12 protein-coding genes and 1 pseudogene are annotated in these 13,957 nt (G+C 73.4%); 10 read left to right on the top strand and 3 right to left on the bottom strand.

Translation table 11 applies throughout. The annotated features are described in order from the left end of the window. Positions 1 to 62 precede the first annotated feature (62 nt). A complete protein-coding gene (locus ABZ354_RS16950; RefSeq protein WP_358657380.1) occupies positions 63 to 1,190 on the bottom strand; it encodes an 8-amino-7-oxononanoate synthase in 1,128 nt (375 codons plus the stop codon). Positions 1,191 to 1,381: 191 nt separating this feature from the next. On the opposite strand from ABZ354_RS16950, the gene bioB reads away from it, so the two are divergent. The 4 genes from bioB to ABZ354_RS16930 all read left to right on the top strand — a co-directional run bounded on the left by bioB (position 1,382) and on the right by ABZ354_RS16930 (position 5,419). Then, positions 1,382 to 2,596 carry a biotin synthase BioB gene (bioB, locus tag ABZ354_RS16945; RefSeq protein WP_358657378.1) on the top strand — a complete coding sequence of 405 codons (1,215 nt, stop codon included), beginning with the start codon at positions 1,382 to 1,384 and terminating at the stop codon, positions 2,594 to 2,596. Then, positions 2,589 to 3,869 (top strand): adenosylmethionine--8-amino-7-oxononanoate transaminase, encoded by a 1,281-nt coding sequence (locus ABZ354_RS16940; protein WP_358657376.1) that lies wholly within the window; start codon positions 2,589 to 2,591, stop codon positions 3,867 to 3,869. Before bioB ends, ABZ354_RS16940 begins: the two co-directional genes overlap by 8 nt. Position 3,870: 1 nt before the next feature. Then, a complete protein-coding gene (gene bioD / locus ABZ354_RS16935; protein WP_358657374.1) occupies positions 3,871 to 4,599 on the top strand; it encodes a dethiobiotin synthase in 729 nt (242 codons plus the stop codon). A gap of 124 nt (positions 4,600 to 4,723) precedes the next feature. Then, entirely contained in the window at positions 4,724 to 5,419 is a 696-nt protein-coding gene (locus ABZ354_RS16930) for a class I SAM-dependent methyltransferase (RefSeq protein ID WP_358657372.1), read from the top strand. Positions 5,420 to 5,549: 130 nt separating this feature from the next. On the opposite strand, the gene ABZ354_RS16925 is transcribed toward ABZ354_RS16930, so the two are convergent. Both ABZ354_RS16925 and ABZ354_RS16920 read right to left on the bottom strand, forming a co-directional pair. Next, positions 5,550 to 5,924 carry a fic family toxin-antitoxin system, toxin component gene (locus tag ABZ354_RS16925; RefSeq protein ID WP_358657370.1) on the bottom strand — a complete coding sequence of 125 codons (375 nt, stop codon included), beginning with the start codon at positions 5,922 to 5,924 and terminating at the stop codon, positions 5,550 to 5,552. A gap of 4 nt (positions 5,925 to 5,928) precedes the next feature. Beyond that, positions 5,929 to 6,168: a toxin-antitoxin system HicB family antitoxin gene (locus tag ABZ354_RS16920; protein ID WP_358657369.1), complete on the bottom strand. Its 240-nt coding sequence runs from the start codon at positions 6,166 to 6,168 to the stop codon at positions 5,929 to 5,931. 318 nt (positions 6,169 to 6,486) lie between these two features. Here ABZ354_RS16920 and ABZ354_RS16915 point away from each other — a divergent pair, with 318 nt between their 5' ends. From ABZ354_RS16915 to ABZ354_RS16890, 6 genes and pseudogenes are all read left to right on the top strand, one after another. Beyond that, positions 6,487 to 7,359 (top strand): ABC transporter ATP-binding protein, encoded by an 873-nt coding sequence (locus tag ABZ354_RS16915; RefSeq protein WP_358657367.1) that lies wholly within the window; start codon positions 6,487 to 6,489, stop codon positions 7,357 to 7,359. 4 nt (positions 7,360 to 7,363) lie between these two features. After that, positions 7,364 to 9,931, top strand: a complete 2,568-nt coding sequence (locus ABZ354_RS16910; RefSeq protein ID WP_358657365.1) for an ABC transporter permease — start codon at positions 7,364 to 7,366, stop codon at positions 9,929 to 9,931. A 4-nt stretch (positions 9,932 to 9,935) separates the two neighbouring features. Then, positions 9,936 to 10,178, top strand: a pseudogene (locus ABZ354_RS16905) (LLM class F420-dependent oxidoreductase); the annotation flags it as partial. A gap of 267 nt (positions 10,179 to 10,445) precedes the next feature. After that, on the top strand, positions 10,446 to 11,840 hold the full coding sequence (locus ABZ354_RS16900; protein ID WP_358657363.1) for a hemolysin family protein: 1,395 nt from the start codon (positions 10,446 to 10,448) through the stop codon (positions 11,838 to 11,840). Next, entirely contained in the window at positions 11,837 to 12,850 is a 1,014-nt protein-coding gene (locus tag ABZ354_RS16895) for a hemolysin family protein (RefSeq protein ID WP_358657361.1), read from the top strand. The genes ABZ354_RS16900 and ABZ354_RS16895 overlap by 4 nt, the downstream gene beginning before the upstream one ends. Before the next feature lie 213 nt (positions 12,851 to 13,063). Then, positions 13,064 to 13,870 carry an SGNH/GDSL hydrolase family protein gene (locus ABZ354_RS16890; RefSeq protein WP_358657359.1) on the top strand — a complete coding sequence of 269 codons (807 nt, stop codon included), beginning with the start codon at positions 13,064 to 13,066 and terminating at the stop codon, positions 13,868 to 13,870. Positions 13,871 to 13,957 lie beyond the last annotated feature (87 nt).

The following is a 13,957-nucleotide window of genomic DNA, read 5'->3' as shown; positions in this document are numbered from 1 at the left end:
GCCGGGCACCCCGGCGCGACTGACCGGTCACCCCGGACGACACACGGCCGTGCGACGCCGACTCATGGCCGCGTCTCGCCGATGACCCGCACCGCGTGTTCCAGCTGCTCCCCGGAGAGATCCGCGCGGGCGGTCAGCCTGAGCCGTGAGACACCGTCGGGCACGGAAGGAGGACGGAAGCAGCCCACGGCCAGTCCCTCGACGCGGCAGTCCGCCGCCCATCGCACGGCACCCTCCGGGGACGGCGCGCGCACGGAGACCACCGCGGCGTCGGGACGTACCGCTTCCAGGCCCCCGGCCGTCAGCCGGGCGTGCAGCTCGGCCGCGACCCCACGGGCCCGCGCGGCCCGCTGCGGCTCGCGGCGCAGCAGCCGCAGCGCCGCCAGCGCCGCGCCCGCGGCCGCGGGCGCGAGCCCGGTGTCGAAGATGAACGTCCGGGCCTCGTTGACCAGATGGTCGATCACCCGGGCCGGGCCCAGGACCGCGCCGCCCTGGCCGCCGAGGGACTTCGACAGCGTGACCGTCACGACCACGTCGCCGGCGCCCGCGATCCCGGCCGCCTCGGCCGCGCCCCGCCCGCCGGTGCCGAGGACGCCCAGGCCGTGGGCGTCGTCGACGACCAGGCCCGCCCCGTGCTCCCGGCCCGCCGCGGCGAGAGCGGCCAGCGGGGCGGCGTCGCCGTCCACCGAGAACACCGTGTCGGACACGACGACGGCGGGCCCCCCGTGCGTGGCAAGTGCCTTGCGCACGCCCTCCGGGTCGGCGTGCCCGACGACCTGGGTGGTGCCGCGCGCCAGCCGGCAGCCGTCGATCAGCGAGGCGTGGTTGCCCGCGTCGGACACGATCAGCGAGCCGTGCGGCGCCAGCGCGGTCACCGCGGCCAGATTCGCCGCGTAGCCGGAGGAGAAGACGAGGGCCGACTCGAAGCCGCAGAAGGCGGCCAGTTCGGATTCCAGCTCGGCGTGGAGTCCGGTGCTGCCGGTGACCAGTCGGGAGCCGGTCGACCCGCCGCCCCAGGTCCGCGCGGCCCGCGCCGCGCCCTCGATGACCTCGGGGTGCCGAGCCAGGCCCAGGTAGTCGTTGCTCGCCAGGTCCAGCAGGTCCGACGCGGCGGGGCGGGGCCGCAGGGTCCGTACGAGTCCGGCGCGCCGGCGCTGCTCCGCCCGCTCGTCGATCCAGCCGAACCCCATGGCCCCTCCGGTGCTGTGGTGGACAGTGCCTTCGCGATCCTCTCCGCGCGGCACCGGCCTTTGTAGGCAGTGCACAGACATTAGCCGGACGGTCGGCCGCCCATGGTGTGGCAATCCACACACGCCGAACGGGGAGGGTTGTGCGAACCATCCTTGGCCCGGCACGCCTCCGTACGTAAGGATCGGCTCTCATGGATCTGCTGAACACGCTGGTGGACAAGGGGCTTCGGCGCGAGCTGCCGACCCGCGAGGAGGCCCTGGCCGTTCTCGCCACGACCGACGACGACCTGCTGGATGTGGTGGCCGCGGCCGGAAAGGTACGCCGGCACTGGTTCGGCCGACGGGTGAAACTCAACTATCTCGTCAACCTCAAGTCCGGCCTGTGCCCCGAGGACTGCTCCTACTGTTCGCAGCGCCTCGGCTCCAAGGCCGACATCCTCAAGTACACCTGGCTCAAGCCCGACCAGGCCTCCGAGGCCGCCGCGGCCGGGGTGGCCGGCGGCGCCAAGCGGGTGTGCCTGGTGGCCAGCGGACGGGGCCCGACCGACCGTGACGTGGACCGCGTCTCCGAGACCATCAAGACGATCAAGGAGCAGAACGAGGGCGTCGAGGTGTGCGCCTGCCTCGGCCTGCTCTCCGACGGGCAGGCCGACCGGCTGCGCGACGCGGGCGCCGACGCCTACAACCACAACCTCAACACCTCCGAGTCCACGTACGGCGACATCACCAGCACGCACACCTACGCCGACCGGGTCGACACCGTGCGAAAGGCGCACGCGGCCGGGCTGTCCGCCTGCTCCGGCCTGATCGCGGGCATGGGCGAGAGCGACGCGGACCTCGTGGACGTGGTGTTCTCGCTGCGCGAGCTGGACCCGGACTCGGTGCCGGTGAACTTCCTGATCCCGATGGAGGGCACACCGCTCGCCACGGAGTGGCACCTCACCCCGCAGCGCTGCCTGCGGATCCTCGCGATGGTGCGGTTCGTGTGCCCGGACGTCGAGGTGCGCATCGCGGGGGGCCGCGAGGTCCATCTGCGGTCGATGCAGCCGCTCGCGCTGCACCTGGCCAACTCGGTCTTCCTCGGCGACTACCTCACCAGCGAGGGCCAGGCCGGCAGGGCCGACCTCGACATGATCGCGGACGCCGGGTTCGAGGTGGAGGGCGCCGGCGACGTGACGCTGCCTCGGCACCGCGCGGGGGGCGGCTGTCACGGGGACGACGCGGGCGGGTGCCACGAGGGTGCTGCGGGCGGGTGCCACGAGGGCGGCGGGGTCTGCGGCTCCGCGCCCGCGTCGTCGTCCGCTTCCGTGCCCGGCGCCGCTCCCGTCACGGCCGACGCGCCTCGTACCGATCTCGTCGCCGTGCGCCGCCGGGGTGCCGGGACCGACCTCGCGCCCAATGCCTGACCTGGGCGTACCCGAGCTGCTCGACCTCGACCGGCGGCACGTGTGGCATCCGTACGGCCCGATGCCCGGGCGGCAGGAGCCGCTCGTGGTGGAGTCGGCGAGCGGGGTGCGGCTGCGCCTCGCCGACGGCTCCGGGGAACTGGTCGACGGCATGTCGTCGTGGTGGTCGGCCATTCACGGCTACAACCACCCGGTGCTGAACGAGGCCGCGCGCGAGCAGATGGGGCGGATGAGTCACGTGATGTTCGGCGGGCTCACCCACGAGCCCGCCGTACGCCTCGCGAAGCTCCTTGTCGACATGTCACCGGACGGTCTGGAGCATGTGTTCCTCGCCGATTCCGGGTCGGTGTCGGTCGAGGTCGCCGTCAAGATGTGCCTGCAGTACTGGCGTTCGCTGGGCCGCCCCGGCAAACGGCGGCTGCTGACCTGGCGCGGCGGCTACCACGGGGACACCTGGCAGCCCATGTCGGTGTGCGACCCCGAGGGCGGGATGCACGACCTGTGGGCCGGGGTCCTGCCACGCCAGGTGTTCGCCGGCCCGCCGCCCGCCGCGTACGAGGAGTCGTACGCGGACGAGCTGCGGTCGCTCGTCGAGCGGCACGCCGACGAACTGGCCGCGGTGATCGTGGAGCCGGTGGTGCAGGGCGCGGGCGGGATGCGGTTCCACTCCCCCGCCTACCTGCGGGTGCTGCGCGAGGCGTGCGACGCGCACGGCGTGCTGCTGGTCCTCGACGAGATCGCGACCGGCTTCGGGCGTACCGGCGCGCTGTTCGCGGCGGAACACGCGGCGGTGACGCCCGACGTGATGTGCGTGGGCAAGGCGCTGACCGGCGGTTATCTGACCATGGCGGCCACGCTGTGCACGCCCGAGGTGGCCGACGGGATCTCCCGCGGCGAGGTCCCGGTACTCGCCCACGGCCCGACCTTCATGGGCAATCCACTCGCCGCCGCCGTGGCGTGCGCCTCGGTCGAGCTGCTGCTCGGGCAGGACTGGCAGGCCGAGGTGAAACGGCTCGAGACGGGCCTGCGGGACGGGCTGGCACCGGCGGCGGACCTACCGGGCGTGCGCGAGGTGCGGGTCCTCGGCGCGATCGGTGTGGTCCAGCTGGACCACACCGTCGACATGCGGGCGGCCACGGAGGCGGCGGTGCGCGAGGGCGTGTGGCTGCGGCCGTTCCGCGACCTGGTGTACACGATGCCGCCGTACGTCACGGACGACGCCGACGTGGCACGGATCGCCCGCGCGGTGTGCGCGGCGGCACGGGAGGGATGACATGCCGGTACTGGTGATCACGGGCACGGGCACGGAGGTCGGCAAGACGGTCGCGACGGCCGCCGTGGCGGCATCCGCGCTGGCGGCGGGCCTGTCGGTGGCCGTGCTCAAGGCCGCGCAGACGGGCGTACGGGAGGACGAGCGCGGGGACGCCGCGGAGGTCGCGCGGCTCGCGGGCGACGTCACGGCGGCCGAGGTCGCCCGCTATCCGGAGCCGTTGGCGCCGGCCACGGCGGCGCGGCGGGCCGGGCGGGCACCCGTGCATCCGCAGGACGTCGCCGATGCCGCGGCCAAGCTGGCCACCGAGCACGATCTGGTGCTGGTGGAGGGCGCGGGCGGCCTGCTCGTACGGTTCGACGCGGCCGGCGGAACGCTGGCGGACGCGGCGCGGCTGCTGTCGGCGCCGGTCCTGATCGTGGCCACCGCCGGGCTCGGCACACTGAACGCGACCGAGCTGACGGCACGTGAGCTGCGGACACGGCGGCTGGAGCCGCTGGGAGTGGTGATCGGCAGCTGGCCGGCCGACCCGGACCTCGCCTCCCGCTGCAACCTCGCGGACCTCCCGGAGTGCTCCGGTACGCCCCTGCTCGGCGCCCTGCCGGAGCGCGCGGCGGCGCTCGGCCCGGCGACGTTCCGGGCCGCGGCCCCGGACTGGCTGGCGCCCCGGCTGCACGGGACGTGGGACGCGGAGGCGTTCCGGGTGCGGGAGGCGCCGCCCGGGAGGGTGTGAGGCCGGGCCCCGCTCAGCCGGGCGGGACGTGCAACGCCGGCGGACGCACCGGCGGTGTCCTGGCGACGCCGGAGGACGATCCGGGGGAGAATCGACCTGGTCCGGTTCTGCTGGGGAGGTCCTCATGGTGTTGCGGTCCAACGGTTCCGGTGGCGATGGCCGGATGGCGGGCGACGCGGTTCACCATCCCCTGTTCGCCCGGTACTACGCGCGGATCAGCGTCGCCGCCGAGTCCCGGATGGGGATGGCCGACGTGCGGCGCGAGCTGCTGGCCGGGCTGTCCGGGCGGGTGATCGAGATCGGCGCGGGCAACGGCCTGAACTTCGCGCACTATCCGGGCACGGTCTCCGAGATCGTCGCGATCGAACCGGAACGGGTGCTGCGGCAGCTGGCGGTCGAGGCGGCTCTGCGCGCCGAGCTGCCCGTCGATGTCGTGCCGGGCGCGGCCGAGGCGCTGCCCGTCAAGAGTGAGGCCTTCGACGCGGCGGTCCTCTCTCTGGTGCTGTGCAGCGTGCGCGACGTGCCACGTGCCCTCGCGGAGGTGCGGCGGGTGCTGCGCCCGGGCGGTGCCGTGCGGTTCTTCGAGCACGGGGCGGGCGGCGGCCGGGCGATGACGTTCACGCAGCGCGCGCTGGACCGGACCCTGTGGCCCCTGCTGAACGGCGGCTGCCATCTGTCCCGTGACCCGGTGGGCGCGCTGCGGGCGGCCGGGTTCGAGCTGGGCACCCACCGGCGGATGAGAATGCCGGAGAAGGGCCCGACGCTGCCGACGTCCTACTGCGTGCTGGGCACGGCGCGGCGCCCGGCCGCCGAGCGGTAGGGACACAGGGCCACCAAGCCTGAAGGCGACAAGACCCCGGGACCTCAGGGCCACAGGTGTCAGGACCTCCGGGCCTCCGGGCCTCCGGGCCTCGCAGCGGGCCGACGGCACGGACAGCGGGCGGTTCCGGTCACAGGCTCCACTGCCGCAGTTCCTCGGCGATGTCCTGCACGGACGCCTCTCCGCTCTTGACCAGCCGGGCCAGCTCCCGCACCTGCACGGGCGAGATGACGACCTTCGCGCCGCTCGCGACGAGGTAGGCGTAGGCCACGGCGGAGGCGAACAGCGCGTTGGAACGCTCCAGCGCGGGGACGTGCATCAGGAGTTGCAGCAGCGCGGCGGCACGCGCGTACGGGGTGTCGTAGACGGGGACGTCGAATATCTCGGCCTCGTGGCGTGCTACGGCGGCGACGAGGGCTCCCCAGTCGGTGATCTGCGGGTCCCCGGGGGTCTTCTGCTCGGCGAGCATCAGCAGCCAGGCGAGGTCGATTCTCAGGTTGCTCAACGGATCAGCGGCGACCTTCGCGCGTGCCCTCACGGTCCGTACCGAACTCCTCGGCGAACACGGACTCGTACTGCTTCATGAAGTCGGCGGCGGACTCCACGAAGGTGTGGCCGACCTCGCCGGTGTCCTGTCTGACCAGTTCCTCGATGTAGCGGTTGACGCTCATCCCGCGGGCCAGGGCGCGTTCGCGGGCGGCGCGGGCCGTGCCCTCGTCCACTCGCACATTCAGCTGGGTCTTCGCCATACCTCGAAGCTAGCGCCGAATCGCTAGCGGAGGCAAGGGTTGGGCCCCGGCGTGTGCCCGGGTCCCGGCCATCGTGTCACCCGCGCCTGTCCACGGCTGCGTCCGTGGCCGCCGCCCGGGTCGGCTGCCCGTGGCCGCGTCCCGGGTCGGCTGCCCGTGTCCGCCGTCCGTGTCCGCGACCTGGCGCGCATCCGCTCTTCTGAGGCATACACGTTGCGCGGCGGGTCACACTGGGTTCGGGCGCCGAGCGCCGGGCGCCCGCCCGTGCACGCGAAACCAGCACGGGAGCCACCACGGGGAGTCACCACGGAGGCAGCCTTGTCCACACCCGCCGCACAGCACGCGCCCGGCCTCGCGTCGTCCGAGAACGGGACCGCGGCCCACGCCCGCGCCCTGACCAAGGCATACGGCTCGGGCGAGACGACCGTGCTCGCCCTGGACTCGGTCGACGTGGACATCGCGCGCGGCCGGTTCACCGCCGTGATGGGCCCGTCGGGTTCCGGGAAGTCCACGCTGATGCACTGCCTGGCAGGGCTCGACACGGTGTCGGGCGGAGAGGTGTGGATCGGCGACACCGAGATCACCCGGCTGAAGGAGCGCGAGCTGACACGGCTGCGCCGGGACCGGATCGGCTTCATGTTCCAGTCGTTCAACCTCATCCCGACGCTGAACGCGCTGGAGAACATCACCCTGCCCATGGACATCGCGGGCCGCAAACCCGATCAGGCGTGGCTCGACCAGGTCATCGACACGCTGGGGCTGCGCGGCCGGCTGCGGCACCGGCCCGCTCAGCTGTCCGGCGGTCAGCAGCAGCGCGTGGCGTGCGCACGGGCGCTGGCCTCCCGACCCGAGCTGATCTTCGCGGACGAGCCGACCGGCAATCTCGACTCGCGGTCCGGCCTCGAAGTGCTCGATTTCCTGCGGAACGCCGTGGACGAGCTCGGTCAGACGGTCGTGATGGTGACCCACGACCCCCGGGCCGCCGCCCACGCCGACCTGGTGCTCTTCCTGGGGGACGGCCGGATCGTGGACGAGATGGGCCGGCCGACGGCGGAGACGGTGCTGGAGAGGTTGAAGCAGTTCGACGCGCACCGCGGCCGCGGCGAAGGCGGCGGTCCGGCCGAGCCCGGTGCGGACGGCGGCCCGGACAGCACCGGTGCGGACGGCGTCGCCCCCGTCGGGAGAGACTGACGCCGTGCTGAAGGCGACCCTCCGGAGTCTGATCGCGCACAAGGGGCGGCTGCTGCTGTCCGCGCTGGCCGTGGTGCTGTCCGTGGCGTTCGTCGCGGGCAGCCTGATCTTCTCCGACACGGTCACGCGTGCCTTCGACCGGCTGTTCGCCTCCACGTCCGCCGACGTGACCGTGGAGCCGAAGAAGGGCCTGGACTCCTCCCGGACGGCCGGTGCCGTGCAGACGCTTCCCGCCTCGCTCGTCGAGCGGATCGCCCGGGTCGACGGGGCGGGGGCGGCGCATCTGGACGTGGAGGTCGGGTACGTCACGGTCGTCGACGAGCACAACGATCCGGTGGGGGCGACCGCGGGCGCCCCCACCGTCGTCACGAACTGGTACGTCACCGACCACAGCCCCCTCACGCTGGCCTCGGGCCGTGCTCCGCGCGGCGACGGCGAGGCGCTGATCGACGCCGACACCGCCGAGAGGAAGCACCTGGAGATCGGCGACACGCTGACCGTGCTGGCCACGCCCGGATCGTTCAGGACCAGGATCGTCGGCATCGCCTCCTTCACCACCACGAACCCGGGCACGACCCTCGTCTTCCTCGACGGGCGGACCGCGCAGACCCGGCTGCTCGGGTCCGCGCATCGGGCCACAGGGGTCACGGTGGACGCGGCTCCCGGTGTGAGCGACGCCCGACTCGCCCGCCGGATCACGGCGGAGCTCGGCCCGGGCCGCTACGAGGTGCGCACCGCGGCCCAGCAGGCGAAGTCGGCCACGGACGAGCTCGGCACGTTCCTCGACGTGGTCAAGTACGTGATGGTGGGCTTCGCGGGGATCGCCGTGCTGGTCGGGGTCTTCCTCATCGTCAACACGTTCTCGATGCTGATCGCCCAGCGGACCCGTGAGCTGGGCCTGCTCAGGGCGCTGGGCGCCGACCGGCGGCAGGTGCGGCGGTCGGTGCTCACCGAGGCGGTGCTGCTCGGCCTGGCCGGTTCGACGCTGGGCCTGGCCGCGGGTGCCGGGCTCGCGGCCGGGCTGATCCGGCTGATGGGCGCCTTCGGCATGAACCTGAAGACGACGGAGATGGTGGTCGGCTGGATCACCCCGGTGACGGCGTACGTCGTCGGGGTCGGGGTGACGTTCGTGGCCGCGTATCTCCCGGCGCGGCGGGCCGCCGGGGTGTCGCCGATGGCGGCGCTGGCGGACGCCGAGATCGCCGGCGTGGGCAAACCGCTGAGGGCGCGCGCGGTGGTGGGCGGCGTCGTCGGGGTGCTCGGCGCGGCGGCGCTGGTGGGCTGCGTGGCCGCGACGACGACGGCGTCGGCGGCTTCGCTGCTGGGGCTCGGTGTCGTCCTCACGCTGCTCGCGACGGTGATCGCGGGCCCGCTGCTGGTACGGCCCGTGATCCGGGTGCTGGGCGGCGCCTTCCCGGCCCTGTTCGGGCCGGTCGGCCGGATGAGCCAGCGCAACGCCCTGCGCAACCCGCGCCGCACGGGCGCCACGGCCGCAGCCTTGATGGTGGGGCTGGCGCTGGTCGGCGGGATGTCGGTGGCGAGCGCCTCGATGTCGAAGTCGTTCGACCAGCAGATCGACCAGACCCTGGGCGCCGACTTCGTCGTCCAGAACAGCAACTTCAGGCCGTTCTCGCCGGAAATCGCCGCCACGGTCCGTGGCACGGAGGGCGTCGGCACGGTCGTCAGACAGCGCTTCGTGCCGCTGGCGGTACGACTGCCGGACGGCAAGCGGGCCGAGACGACCGCCTCGGGCTACGACGACGACTTCGACGACGTCGCCCACGTGACGTACGCGAGCGGTGGCACGAAGGCCGCGCTGGCGGACGGGGCACTCGCCATGGACGTCGACTTCGCGCGCGACCACCGCGTGCGCGTGGGCAGCGTGCTGCCGGTCGAGTTCCCGGCGGGGCGGCACACCGGGTTGACCGTACGCGCCCTCACCGAACAGGGCACCGGCGAGGGATTCGGCACGCGGGGCGGGCTGTTCTTCGGCATCGCGACCGCCGAGAAGTACGTACCGGGCGGGCAGGAGGCGGCGCTGTACGTCAACACGGCACCCGGCACCGGCGCGGACGCGCTGCGGGCCCGGCTGGAGCGCGCCCTCGACCCGTATCCGCAGGTCCAGGTCCGTGACCAGGGCGACTACAAGAAGCTGGTGCACGACCAGATCGCCGTCCTGCTGTACCTCGTGTACGCGCTGCTCGCGCTGGCCATCGTCATCGCCGTGCTGGGCGTGGTGAACACCCTCGCGCTGTCGGTCGTGGAGCGCACCCGCGAGATCGGGCTGCTGCGGGCCATCGGGCTGGCCCGGCGTCAGCTGCGCCGCATGATCCGGCTGGAGTCCGTCGTGATCGCGGTGTTCGGCGCGGTGCTGGGCCTTGCCCTGGGGCTGGTGTGGGGCGTGTGTACGCAGCAGGTGCTGGCGCTGGAGAGCATGCCGGCGCTGGCGATTCCCTGGGGCACGATCGTGGCCGTCGTGATCGGCTCGGCGGTGGTGGGCGTCGTGGCGGCGCTGCTGCCGGCGCTGCGGGCCTCCCGCATGAACGTGCTGGCGGCCATCGCACACGAGTGATGGGCCCGGGCCCGTGCGGAAATCGCGCGCACCGCTGCTGATCGGCGCGAACGGTGACCGGATGCTGCGGCTGACCGCCCAGCACGCGGACATCGCCGCGTTCACCGGCGCGCGGACGGTGCCCGGCAGCACGACAGGACAGCGGGAACCGCTCTCGGCCGAGGACCTCGACGGCCGGGTGGCCCGCTACCGGGAACCGGCCCGGGACCGTACGGAACCGGCGGAGCTCAACCTGCTCGTCCAGATCCGGACACCGCACCGCGTTCCGGGCCCGCGCGCCATGCCTGGCGGGTCACCGGGTACACGCCCGAGGAACGGTGGCGGCGTCGGGTGAAGCCCCTCCCCGGGCAGGGGCGGACGCCCCCGCGGCCAACGCGCTTTGCCTGTCCTTTACTCTTGGGGGATTACTCGGTCTCCATGAAAGGTGTGAGCGTCCGCCCATGGGCGAGCCTCCCTGTCCGCGACATCGCGCGAACCACTCCCTCCTGCCCGATCATGGGACGGAGGTGACCCGATGACCGAAGTGCTCCTGCTCCTGGTGGCGATCCTGTTGTCGCTGGCGTGCGGCGCGTTCGTCGCGGCCGAGTTCTCGCTCACCACCGTCGAGCGCGGCGAGCTGGAAACGGCGGCCGAGCGCGGTGAGCGCGGCGCCGCCGGCGCCCTGAAGGCCGTACGGGCCCTGACCTTCCAGCTCTCCGGAGCACAGCTCGGCATCACCGTCACCAATCTGGTCGTCGGCATGCTCTCCGAGCCCTCCATCGCGGCGCTCATCGCCGGGCCGCTGGAGGACCTGGGGATTCCGCGGTCCACGGCGTCCTCGCTGGCGCTGGTCATCGGTACGGCCCTGTCGACGGTCATCCTGATGGTCGTGGGCGAGCTCGTGCCGAAGAACTGGGCGATCTCCTCGCCGCTGGCCGTGGCGAAACGGGTGGGCAACGCGCAGCGCTGGTTCAGCGCCGTCTTCCGGCCCTTCATCACGCACCTCAACAACACCGCGAACCGCGTGGTGCGCCGCCTGGGCGTGGAACCCGCCGAGGAACTGGCGTCCGCGCGCTCGCCGCAGGAACTCGCGGCCCTCGCCCGGCACTCCGCGCGCAAGGGCGCCCTGGAGGCCGACACGGCCGAACTGTTCGTCCGGACCCTGAACCTCGCCGACCTGACCGCGGAGAACGTCATGACGCCGCGCGTGCAGGTCGTCGCCCTGGAGGCGCAGGCCACCTGCGAGGACGTGGCGAACGCGACGCGCGCCACCGGCCTTTCGCGGTTCCCGGTCTACCGCGGCAGCCTCGACGCGGTCGTCGGGACCGCCCACATCAAGGACGTCCTGACGGTGCCGGCGGAGCGCCGCACGCGCGTGCCGGTCTCCGACCTGATGCGCGAGCCGCTGCTGGTGCCCGAGTCGCTGACCGTCGACCGGCTGCTGGACCGGCTGTCGGGCCGGCGCACCATGGCGGTCGTGATCGACGAGTACGGCGGTACGGCCGGCGTGGCCACGCTGGAGGACATCGTCGAGGAGGTCGTCGGCGAGGTCCGGGACGAGCACGACCCGCACGAGACGCCCGACATCGCCGCGGCCGGCACCGACGACGGGGGGCACGCCCTGTACTCGGCGGACGGCGCGGCCCGCGTCGACCACCTCGTCCGGGTGGGCATGCGCCCGCCGGAGGGGCCGTACGAGACGCTCGCCGGGCTGATCGCGACCGAGCTCGGCCGTATCCCCGCCGTGGGCGACACCCTGGAGATCGCCCGCTGGCGGCTGAGGGTGGTGGACGCCACGGGCCACCGCGCGGCCCGGGTCCTCATGCGCGCGCCGCTGGCCGACGAGCCGGACGCGGCGCAGCCGGTCGGCGGGACACGCGCGCCGCGCGAGAAGCGCGACAAGCACGAGAAGGGGGCGGACGGACGATGACCGTCGTACAACTGCTGATCGGCCTGGCCACCCTGGTCCTGAACGCGTTCTTCGTCGGCGCCGAGTTCGCGCTGATCTCCGTGCGCCGCAGCCAGATCGAGCCGTACGCCGAGGAGGGCGAGCGGCGCGCGAAGAGCGTGCTGTGGGGGCTGGAGCACGTGTCCGCGCTGCTGGCCGCCGCCCAGCTCGGCATCACGCTGTGCACCCTGGTCCTCGGTGTCGTGGCCGAGCCGGCGATCGAGCACTTGCTGGAGCCGGTGTTCCACGCGCTGGGGGTGCCGTCCGGGGCGGGGCACGTGGCGTCGTTCGTGATCGCGCTGGTGGTGGCGACGTATCTGCACATGCTGCTGGGCGAGATGGTGCCGAAGAACATCGCGCTCGCGGAACCGGTGCACAGCGCGCTGCTGCTCGGGCCCCCGCTGGTGGCGCTGGCCCGGGCGCTGCGGCCGGTGATCTTCACGATCAACGCGTGCGCCAACGCCTTGCTGACGCTGCTGCGGGTGGACATCAAGGAGGAGGTCACGGCGACGTTCTCGGACGCCGAGCTGGCCCGGATCGTGAGGGACTCCGGCGAGGCGGGTCTCATCGACGACCGCGCCCAGGAGCGGCTGCACGACGCCCTTGAGCTGGGCCGCCGCCCCGTGCGGGACGTGGTGCTGCCGCTGGAACGCGTCGTCTACGCGCGTGAGGGCGTCACGCCCGGGCAGTTGGAGGCGCTGGCCGGCGAGTCCGGGTTCTCCCGCTTCCCGGTGGTGGACGAGGGACGCCGGATCGTGGGCTATCTGCACGTGAAGGACGCCCTGGACGCCTCGTCGGGCGACGTGCCGTTCCTGGCGCGGGACATGCGGCCCATCGCGCGCGTACGGGAGAGCACGCCGCTGGACGACGTCCTGACCGCGATGCGCCGCAGCCGTACGCATCTGGCGGCGGTGCTGGGCACCGACCGGAAGCTGGCCGGGCTGGTCACCATGGAGGACGTGCTGCAGGAGCTGTTCGGCCGGCGGACCTGAGCGGGCGGTCTCCGCCGGGCGGCCGGGGCCTCGCGCCGGGCCCTGGCCGTCAGACCCCGTGTCAGACCCCTGTGCCGTCGGGCCAGGGCCGACACGTCCTGGCCGACAGGCCCTGGCCATCGGGCCCCCGCTGTCACAGCCCGCGCCGTCGGGGCCGTGGCCGTCAGGGCGACCGACTGTCGGGTATGTGCACGCGCTACCCTTTCTGTCGCCATGCAGACGAACCCCTCCCACACCAGCCTGGTCGCCCTCGGCGACTCCTTCACCGAGGGCATGTCGGACCTCCTGCCCGACGGCTCCTACCGGGGCTGGGCCGATCTCCTCGCCGCCCGGATGGCCGCCCGCACACCCGGCTTCCGGTACGCCAACCTCGCCGTACGCGGAAAGCTCATCCAGCAGATAGTCGACGAACAGGTCGGCACGGCGGTCGCCATGCAGCCCGACGTCATCACGCTGGTCGGCGGCCTGAACGACACGCTGCGGCCCGCGTGCGACATGGTGCGCGTCCGTGACCTGCTGACCGAGGCCGTGGAGCGGCTGGCACCGAGCTGCAAGCAGCTGGTGCTGATGCGCAGCCCCGGCCGGCGGGGCCCGGTCCTGGAACGGTTCCGGCCCCGCATGGAGGCGCTGTTCACCTGCGTCGACGACCTCGCCGCCCGGCACGGCGCGCTGGTCGTCGACCTGTACGGAGCGCCCTCGCTGGGCGACCCGCGGCTGTGGGACGTGGACCGGCTGCACCTGACGGCGGAGGGCCACCGCCGGGTCGCGGAAGCCGTGTGGCAGAGCCTCGGCCACGAGCCGGAGGACGCCGAGTGGCACGTGCCGATGGCGCTGACGCCACCGCCCGGCTGGGCCGCGCGGCGCGTCGCGGACGTCCGGTTCGCCCGCCGGCACCTGCTGCCGTGGATCGGCCGCCGCCTGACAGGCCGCTCCTCCGGCGACGGCCGCGCTCCCAAGAGGCCGGAACTGCTGCCGCTGGAAGGGGCGGAACTGCTGCCGTACGAGGGGCCGTCCGCGTAGGGGCGAGATCGCGGCGGGACCGTGGGGCGCCGCACGGAGGTGTCCGACGGCCTGTCGGGCGCGGCGGGCACCGGCCCGCCGGGCGCC

This window comes from Streptomyces sp. NPDC005925 (genome assembly GCF_040638805.1).
GTDB lineage: Bacteria > Actinomycetota > Actinomycetes > Streptomycetales > Streptomycetaceae > Streptomyces.
The sequence above is the reverse complement of the archived record's forward strand: the minus strand, read 5'-3'. Positions and strand labels throughout refer to the sequence as shown.